The sequence below is a fragment of the bacterium genome, from assembly GCA_021158245.1.
In the GTDB taxonomy this organism is placed as follows: Bacteria; Zhuqueibacterota; QNDG01; order QNDG01; family QNDG01; genus QNDG01.
On record JAGGVB010000006.1, the window covers coordinates 1 to 7,630 of the forward strand.

Genomic DNA, 7,630 nt, shown 5'->3' on the forward strand with positions numbered 1-7,630 from the left:
ATGCCGGAGTGGTGAAACAGGTAGACGCAGGGGACTCAAAATCCCCCGGGCTTTAGCCCATCTCGGTTCGATTCCGAGCTCCGGCACCAAATGAAATCAATAACTTATCCCCCCCCCATGAATACTTCAAAATTACCTACAAATAATCAACTTTCTACTGGCACAAACGTGCCAAAGTCTCCCGTCCAAAAAAGAGGGAGGCGAAAATTGAATATAAGATTATATCAAAGACCAGATTCCAAATATTATTGGATGAAATGGCATTATCAGAGATTATTAAGAAGGAAATTAATAAAGATTTTAAATAATAAGATTTCAGTATATGGTGAAAAACTGCCGCTTAAATTGGACTGTATCACTATCGACTTAATTTCCGGGTGGGAGACTGTAACTAACGAAGGCGGTTTATGAAGAAAGGTGCTGACGTCCGTTTCCATTCCTGGGATATTTCCTCCGGTAGCTGTAGGAAATCAATTTCTTCTTGACGGCGGGACCACAGATAGCATACTGATACAAATTGTTAAATGGCAAGGCACTTAATATATGTTTGCTGCCGATATGACTAAATGTAGCAAGGGCGTAGATAAACTGGATAATGCTCTACAAATTATTTACCGTGTTGAAGATATCGTCACCTATCATCTTACCCGGGAACGTCTGGCCGGGACAGATTTGATTATCCGCCCTAAAGTGCGTCATTTTTCTTGGATGGCAGTTGATCATATCGAAAAGATTATCACTGCTGGGGAACAAACTACCGAAAAAGCCCTGTTACAGGTTCGGCAAATTTCAGGATTTTAGTTGTTTATGAATATTTATTCTCTTCCGGCAATCATTTCCTTTACGGTAAATTTTAGTATCGCTTTTATCGTTTTAATGGAAAAGCCAAAAGCCGCGTTAAATAGATGGTTTGCCGCTTTCATTTTCAGTTTTGCCATTTGGAACCTGGCCGAAGTCCTCATTCTGAATAGCGCTAACCTGTTACCTGCCCTTTTAGGTGCACAAATTCTTTACCGGATCATTTTTTTTGCTCCGGCATTCTATGTAATTATCGCCTATTTGTTTCCTATAAATTTTAATAAATTTGCAACAAATCCGCTTTTTTACATCGCTGTATTTTCACTGCCGGTTCTGGTGCTTAGTTTATCCTTCCCTGATTTTCAGATAGAACTGATTGCCCTTAAAGAAACTCCCCAAATTTACCATTATCACTTTACATCCAGACTCAAACCGACTTTCCTGGTGCTGCTTTTTGTTTCAATAAGTTATATTGTGTGGGGCAGCATAGTTCTGGGGACGAAAATCCGGCGTTTGCGCGCCATCCGCCTTAAAAATCAGACGCGCTTTTTCCTATCCGGGATGATTATTATTTTTATAGGTTTTATAACCATTATTTTAATGAAAGCGCATATCTTCTCCAATCCAGCTTCTTTTTATTTTTTATCCACCATGCTCACTTTTACCATCGCGCTATTTTTCTTTATAGCAATTGTCAAGTTTCATTTGTTCAAACCGAGAAAGCTACTCAGCGGAGGGGTAACTTATTCAGTTCTTTCCGCTTTAACACTTGCCATTTACTTTTTTGTCATCAGGGCGGCCAGTACCAGCCTGGAATTATTTTTTGGAATCAATTCATCCATTTTTGGTGCCATTCTGATTGTTGCCTTAATATTTATAATTTTGCCCTTTCAGAGGCGCCTGCAAACCCTGTTTGATCGAATACTCAATAAAGATCTGCAGCAGTACCGTAAAAATATTCTAATTCTCTTTCGTGAATTGCAGACTTACTATGAAACAATCAAATTCTTTGAAATTATGACCCGGTTTATCATAAAAAACTTTAAATGCGAGGCGGTCTATGTTTTCAGTTACCAGCAGGAATCAGGACACTTTACAGAAATCAGTGCAGAAAATTCTGCTCCGCCCATACCTGAAAACTCTTTTATAATCACTCAGCTAAAACGAAAAAAAAGGGCTATCGAGTTTTATGAGCTCAACCATAGCGAATTAAACGGGAGGTGTCGTCACTTTTTTGAAAATGTTCATGCCAGTTTTTTTTTGCCCCTTATTTCTGAGGATAATCTACTGGCAGTTGTTCTGATTTGCCGCAAAAAATACGGCCTGGAATACAGTGAAATGGAAATGGAGATACTGTCCATTTTAGGCAGTGAAATTGCCGTTTCATTACGTCGAAACCAAATTATTGAAGAAATGCGGGAAAAAGACCGACGGCAATTCCAGACTGAAAAGCTGGCCGCTATCGGCCAACTTACCGCAGGAGTTGCCCATGAAATTCGTAATCCGCTTAATACAATCTCCACTTCGGCCGAAACCCTTTTACAGAAAGACGTTTCCGAAATAGACCAAAACGAACTGAAGCAATTTATTATTGAAGAGGCCAATCGCCTGAACCGCATACTCAGCGATTTTCTCAACCTTACACGAATTAAGCCGACAGCCAATTCAGAAATAGATATGGAAAATATGTTTGAACGGCTTTGTCTGGATCTGCAGAACTCAGATGTGCCGGAGATAACTATCTCTTATAAAATTAACGCGGCTCAAAGCATTTTTAACTGTGATCCGGATTTACTTTTCCAAGTATTACTAAATTTAGGATTAAATGCGCGGGCTGCAATAAAAGAACGATGCCGCAACGAAAAGGAATTTACCTCTCGGCAAGGAATAATTAAATGTGTGATGAGCAGCGATAAGAATCATTTTATCCTTTCGGTTACGGATAATGGCGCCGGCATCCCACTCAAAATCAGAGAATCCATTTATAATCCATTCTTTACAACAAGGGAAAACGGCACCGGTTTGGGGCTTTCCATTGTTCATCAAATTATTGAAGCCTTGTCCGGTTCCATTGAATTTACGTCACAATTAGGACATACATGTTTCACAATTTATTTACCGAAACATGCTATGAAATAAAAAATAAAGGAAACCATGAACTCGTTTGAGCATACTATTTTAGTTGCTGATGATGAAGAAAGAACACGCAAAGTTATAAAAATAAACCTGAAAAATAAATACCGGGTCATTCTGGCCCAAAACGGCAGCGAGGCCATTGAGTATCTTAAAAATGAGGCGATTCATCTGGTGCTTACTGATCTGCGCATGCCGGGACAGGGCGGTCTGGAGTTACTTCAGTACGTACGGCAACACCACAAACATATTCCCGTAATCATTGTTACTGCCTTTGGTTCGGTTGAAAACGCAGTGCAAGCAATGAAGATGGGGGCATACGATTACATCCTTAAACCAATAAAAATAGCTGAACTGCAACCGCTTCTCGAAAAAGCTTTGCAGTATGCTCAATTGCTTAGTGAGAATGTACAGCTGAAAGAACGCCTAAAGAAATATGAAGGTTTCAGGGAGATTATTACGGCCAACCTAAAAATGCAGGCTTTACTTGAAACGCTTAAACAGGTTGCCGCCACTCCGGCTACTGTGCTTATTGAAGGCGAATCCGGAACGGGAAAGCAGTTGGTGGCCGCTTCTGTTCATTACAAGAGCGCCAGGGCCGATAATCCCTTTATTGAGATTAACTGTGGCGCTATTCCTGAAAATCTGCTGGAAAGTGAATTATTCGGCCATGAAAGGGGTGCTTTTACCGGGGCCATCCATACCAAAAAAGGTAAATTTGAACTCGCGGATAAGGGTACTTTATTTTTAGACGAAATCGGAGAATTGCCTTTGGAATTACAGGTTAAGTTACTGCACGTCCTCGAAAATCAGAAATTCACCCGCGTGGGAGGCACACAATATATTAAAACAGATGCCCGTATTGTTGCTGCAACCAATCGTAGATTAACTGAAGAAGTCGAACAAAAGAGATTCCGCAGTGATCTCTATTACCGGTTAAAGGTAGTGTACCTGCAGATACCGCCTTTGCGAGAACGCAAAGAGGATATATCGCTTTTAGTACAATCTTTTACTGAAAAATATAACCGGTTAAACGCTAACGGACAGAGAAACATTGAAATATCAGATGAAGCCTTAAATATCCTGCAGTCGTACAATTGGCCGGGTAATGTGCGTGAATTGGAAAATATCATTCAGCAGGCAATTATCTTTGCCAAAGATGGGCTTATAACTGTAAACACACTTCCACCTGAAATCCGGGAAAATGCCATAAAACCATCCCTGACAAAAGAAGAACTTCGAGATGAAAAAAACAGACGCACCGAAACAATTATACGAGATATTGAATGTAGCTTTTTAAAACGTATTCTCAGTAAAACCAGGGGAAATATTACACGGGCGGCTGAAATTAGCGGCTATGACCGCAGACAAATACAAAACCTTACTAAAAAACATGACATCAACGCGGAAAACTTCAAATAATGTGAAGTCGGATTACACAGTGAATAATCCCCATCTATACTGATTTTCAACAAAATCATAAAAATAACCGCGAAATAACATTTCCCTTTCTCCCCTTTTATTATTTTATTACCGACACAGAAACTACGTATAACTTATTGTTTTTACAAACTATAAGTCGTATCGATTAATATTGGCACAAATTTTGATATATAGAAAGCAGAGTTGATTAAACTAACTTTTAACAAACATAAAGGAGGTGCAAAATGTCTAAATTATGGCAAGCATGGACAAACGGGATTTTGGGAATTTGGCTTTTTATAGCCGCTTTTTTACCCTTCTCTCCAATGGGGAATCTGTGGGATAATCTGATAGTCGGCGTGATCACCGGCATTGCCGGATTTACGATAATTAAAAAGAAACCCTGGCAAGGCTGGACAGCCGGTATCTTGGGAATTTGGTTGATCATCGCCGCGTTCATTCCCCAACTTCAGGCTCATGTAGGCAATATGTGGAACGGGATTATAGTCGGTATACTGCTTATGATAGCTGGTTTTGGTGCTTTTGGGAGCAAAGCTAAGTGACTCACACTAACTGAGTACTAATTAAAATCAGGGATGGTATCAAAAAAACCGGGTCTTTTGATCCGGTTTTTTATTAAAAAACAACCAGGCTAATAAAATTCTTGTCTATCTACGATCATTTTTAAAGATCTACCCAACTAAGCCTGCCCTTTACCCGTAAATTAGCTCTACCCAGTATCGGCACCTTTGAGTGTGAAGCCGTCACACATCAGTTGTAAGTGAGTGTAACCTCGCCACATTAACTGATGACCAGGCGGTGGGTCATTAGAACGTCTCAGGTATCCGCCAAGCTTTGCTATCAGCTTCACTGCGGCGCCGAGGGAAGTGGGAGGAGTAAAACTTCTTTTTTTTACCATAGGCACTCAATACCTTTACTTCCAAATCTGAAAACAAAACTTCGGCAGGCAGCTCAGGGGTCTCTCTTCCTAAAAGAGTCATGAGCATAATTCGCCATGCAATCACCTGATTTATCGCCAACACTCGTTCCAGCCGCTCAGCGGTTTTATTGGCAAGTTCTTTTACCTTGCAACCTGACTTCAGCACTCGGTGCCAGTCTTCGATACGCCAACGAAGACAATACCACTTCACACAATTTTACACATTGTCAGCCGATTGAAGATCAATCGTCGTGAGCAAAAACTATTCAATTGCCTCTGCATTCGCTGGGGGCTTGTCTTCTTTCACATGGACAATCCCTATTTTAATCGGATCCCTGTTTTTATAATATCCTGGGGGATTAAGCTCTATTTATGTAGAGCGAACTGAAACCTGCGCAGTGCGGGCGGGTCTTTTGGCCCGTGCTTTTTGTTTACTCTTTTTACTTCTGGCGCTTTGCCTTGGGACTTTAATTCCAATTTGTGCTTGAACCAGCGATTGTCTTGCTGTCTCAAACAGTTTGTATTTACCTGTGGTACTACGATCATGTTTGGCGCGTACAAGTAAATCAACACTGGCACAGTTACAGCGCTGATCGTCAAACATGTCAAAGAAATCGCCCTCCCGATTCATGACGTTAATTATAGATGTGTGCGGCATCAAAGCTTTTAATTCCTGACAGTCACGCACTCCTTTAATCCAGGGAAAAGTCTTCTTTTCTTCAATTGGAATTGCAAATGCGGGCCGATTATCGTCTTTTGATTTTGGCTTTGGCGCTGTTACCTCAGATTGCAGGACACCCAGAGGCAGACCTTCGGTGGTTACGACAAGCGTGGAATGCATATGTAAGCCACGACTTTTTGCCCCAGTCTGATTAGAACCAATCACCCCAAGGCCTTCACACTGGTCAAGGCTGTTATAATCAAGATCACTGCCGTCTTGGATACATAACACAGCGCCTTCCGCTTTCATTCGTCGGATCGTTTGTTCACGGTGCGGCAAGAGAATATTAGCCATGGTAACTGCAGAATCATCAGGTTTGTCGATTAAGCGGTAATAAGCTTTAACTTTCGGCCAATTGCCTTCTACCGCGCCACTGTGGGAGCAGCTGGGGTTCATGGCTTGACTATGTCCAATTTCGACAAGTCGACTGCTTAATCGTTGATCACCCAGCAGAGAACCGCCAAATTCGTTTTCCGCCCAGTTTCCACCATCAATACCAAAATGGAGATCAAGAGCGCCCAGGCCACTATTTTCAGGAAGGCCTATCTTGATACGAAAATCTTTATCAAGAGGATAAACATAAATATCCTTTACTGTTTCCTCATGTTTTTTCATTAAATCCTGTCTGCCCCTCCCTTTGGTACGACCAATCCATTGCCAGTTTGCGGCCTTGTAACATGTTCCTCTGTAATGAGTCGTATCAACAAAGTTTTCGAGAAGCCGGGGCCTGTGCCCATAACAAAACTCAAAATCACCGGGAAATTGCTTGATGACCAGACCAAGGGCACGAGAAGCAAGGTTTTTACATGATATACATGAACGAATTAAAAACCGGCTCATATTCACAACGTGGTGTAAACTTTCTTGCCGCATATCCCAATTCCAGCCGATCCATTTGTCACGAGCCTCAAGGTGCAGAGCAGCGGAGCTGAAGCTTATTCCTCCCAGCCAGCCATGTTCTGATTGAACGAGATAACGAAGCTGGCGGCCAACCAATGGTCCCGCGCCTCGTGGATGATCCTGGATCATCAATTCATTCCAGATTCGCATCTCTTCTTCTGTTCCGACAATAATTAGCCGGAATTCAACATCGGAAAAGGTAAGACTAAATGACCGGTTTGTTCAAGTTTGCGTAAAGCCTTTAAACATCCACTGCGTTGTCTATTCCCGCACGGATCAAAAAAGTTGAAATGATCACATAGCTTATCCGCCAGTTTAGTCCGATTTATGTTATCGTTGATATCGAGTATATTGTTAATTTTCTCGATGGCCTCTGGTTGTGTTAGTGTCCGTTTGATTTGATTTTGAGTTTTCATGCCGATAGTGAATACAGAATAGGACAATAAAAGTTCAATTAAAAAATTATGGGTAAAAGGCAGAGTTAGCATAAAGAAAGATTCCCAAACAAACAAGGCAAAAGCCATTAATTAGCATCTGAAAGATACAGAAAACAACGATGGAATATATATCTTACGCACCAACAGGGAAAAACTCAAAGAAAAACAGATATGGAATATCTACAACATGCTTACCGATATAGAAGACGCATTCCGCTGCATGAAGTCTGAATTAGGATTTAGACCAATCCATCACCAGAAAGAATTAAGAGCAGATGG

The 7,630-nt window shown here is 41.2% G+C and carries 10 protein-coding genes and 1 tRNA gene; 7 read left to right on the forward strand and 4 right to left on the reverse strand.

All coding sequences use genetic code 11. The features are described from left to right. Window positions 1-2 precede the first annotated feature (2 nt). From J7K93_00220 to J7K93_00245, 6 genes are all read left to right on the forward strand, one after another. Window positions 3-89: transfer RNA gene (locus J7K93_00220), tRNA-Leu, on the forward strand. 118 nt (window positions 90-207) lie between these two features. Further along, window positions 208-411: a hypothetical protein gene (locus J7K93_00225; protein MCD6115414.1), complete on the forward strand. Its 204-nt coding sequence runs from the start codon at window positions 208-210 to the stop codon at window positions 409-411. Between the two features lie 132 nt (window positions 412-543). Then, complete coding sequence (locus tag J7K93_00230) at window positions 544-801, forward strand: hypothetical protein (GenBank protein ID MCD6115415.1); 258 nt, start codon at window positions 544-546, stop codon at window positions 799-801. Between the two features lie 6 nt (window positions 802-807). After that, the gene (locus J7K93_00235; GenBank protein MCD6115416.1) at window positions 808-2,937 is read left to right on the forward strand and encodes a hypothetical protein; all 2,130 of its coding nucleotides are present in this window, start codon (window positions 808-810) and stop codon (window positions 2,935-2,937) included. 15 nt (window positions 2,938-2,952) lie between these two features. Further along, window positions 2,953-4,353 carry a sigma-54-dependent Fis family transcriptional regulator gene (locus tag J7K93_00240; protein MCD6115417.1) on the forward strand — a complete coding sequence of 467 codons (1,401 nt, stop codon included), beginning with the start codon at window positions 2,953-2,955 and terminating at the stop codon, window positions 4,351-4,353. A gap of 245 nt (window positions 4,354-4,598) precedes the next feature. After that, window positions 4,599-4,916: an SPW repeat protein gene (locus J7K93_00245; protein ID MCD6115418.1), complete on the forward strand. Its 318-nt coding sequence runs from the start codon at window positions 4,599-4,601 to the stop codon at window positions 4,914-4,916. Between the two features lie 167 nt (window positions 4,917-5,083). Here the strand turns inward: J7K93_00245 and J7K93_00250 are convergent, their stop codons facing one another. From J7K93_00250 to J7K93_00265, 4 genes are all read right to left on the reverse strand, one after another. Further along, window positions 5,084-5,272 carry a hypothetical protein gene (locus J7K93_00250; GenBank protein ID MCD6115419.1) on the reverse strand — a complete coding sequence of 63 codons (189 nt, stop codon included), beginning with the start codon at window positions 5,270-5,272 and terminating at the stop codon, window positions 5,084-5,086. After that, window positions 5,181-5,459 (reverse strand): hypothetical protein, encoded by a 279-nt coding sequence (locus tag J7K93_00255; GenBank protein MCD6115420.1) that lies wholly within the window; start codon window positions 5,457-5,459, stop codon window positions 5,181-5,183. Before J7K93_00255 ends, J7K93_00250 begins: the two co-directional genes overlap by 92 nt. Window positions 5,460-5,663: 204 nt before the next feature. After that, on the reverse strand, window positions 5,664-7,064 hold the full coding sequence (locus J7K93_00260) for a DUF4338 domain-containing protein (GenBank protein MCD6115421.1): 1,401 nt from the start codon (window positions 7,062-7,064) through the stop codon (window positions 5,664-5,666). A gap of 23 nt (window positions 7,065-7,087) precedes the next feature. Then, complete coding sequence (locus tag J7K93_00265; GenBank protein MCD6115422.1) at window positions 7,088-7,438, reverse strand: hypothetical protein; 351 nt, start codon at window positions 7,436-7,438, stop codon at window positions 7,088-7,090. A 10-nt stretch (window positions 7,439-7,448) separates the two neighbouring features. Here J7K93_00265 and J7K93_00270 point away from each other — a divergent pair. Beyond that, window positions 7,449-7,630 (forward strand): transposase (locus J7K93_00270; GenBank protein MCD6115423.1); only part of this gene is annotated, 182 nt, incomplete at its 3' end.

Bases quoted from the DNA above. Each gene is read 5' to 3' on its own strand.
- J7K93_00230 (MCD6115415.1), top strand. From the start codon at position 544: ATGTTTGCTGCCGATATGACTAAATGTAGCAAGGGCGTAGATAAACTG.
- J7K93_00235 (MCD6115416.1), top strand. From the start codon at position 808: ATGAATATTTATTCTCTTCCGGCAATCATTTCCTTTACGGTAAATTTT.
- J7K93_00240 (MCD6115417.1), top strand. From the start codon at position 2,953: ATGAACTCGTTTGAGCATACTATTTTAGTTGCTGATGATGAAGAAAGA.
- J7K93_00245 (MCD6115418.1), top strand. From the start codon at position 4,599: ATGTCTAAATTATGGCAAGCATGGACAAACGGGATTTTGGGAATTTGG.
- J7K93_00250 (MCD6115419.1), bottom strand. From the start codon at position 5,272: ATGGTAAAAAAAAGAAGTTTTACTCCTCCCACTTCCCTCGGCGCCGCA.
- J7K93_00260 (MCD6115421.1), bottom strand. From the start codon at position 7,064: ATGCGAATCTGGAATGAATTGATGATCCAGGATCATCCACGAGGCGCG.
- J7K93_00265 (MCD6115422.1), bottom strand. From the start codon at position 7,438: ATGGCTTTTGCCTTGTTTGTTTGGGAATCTTTCTTTATGCTAACTCTG.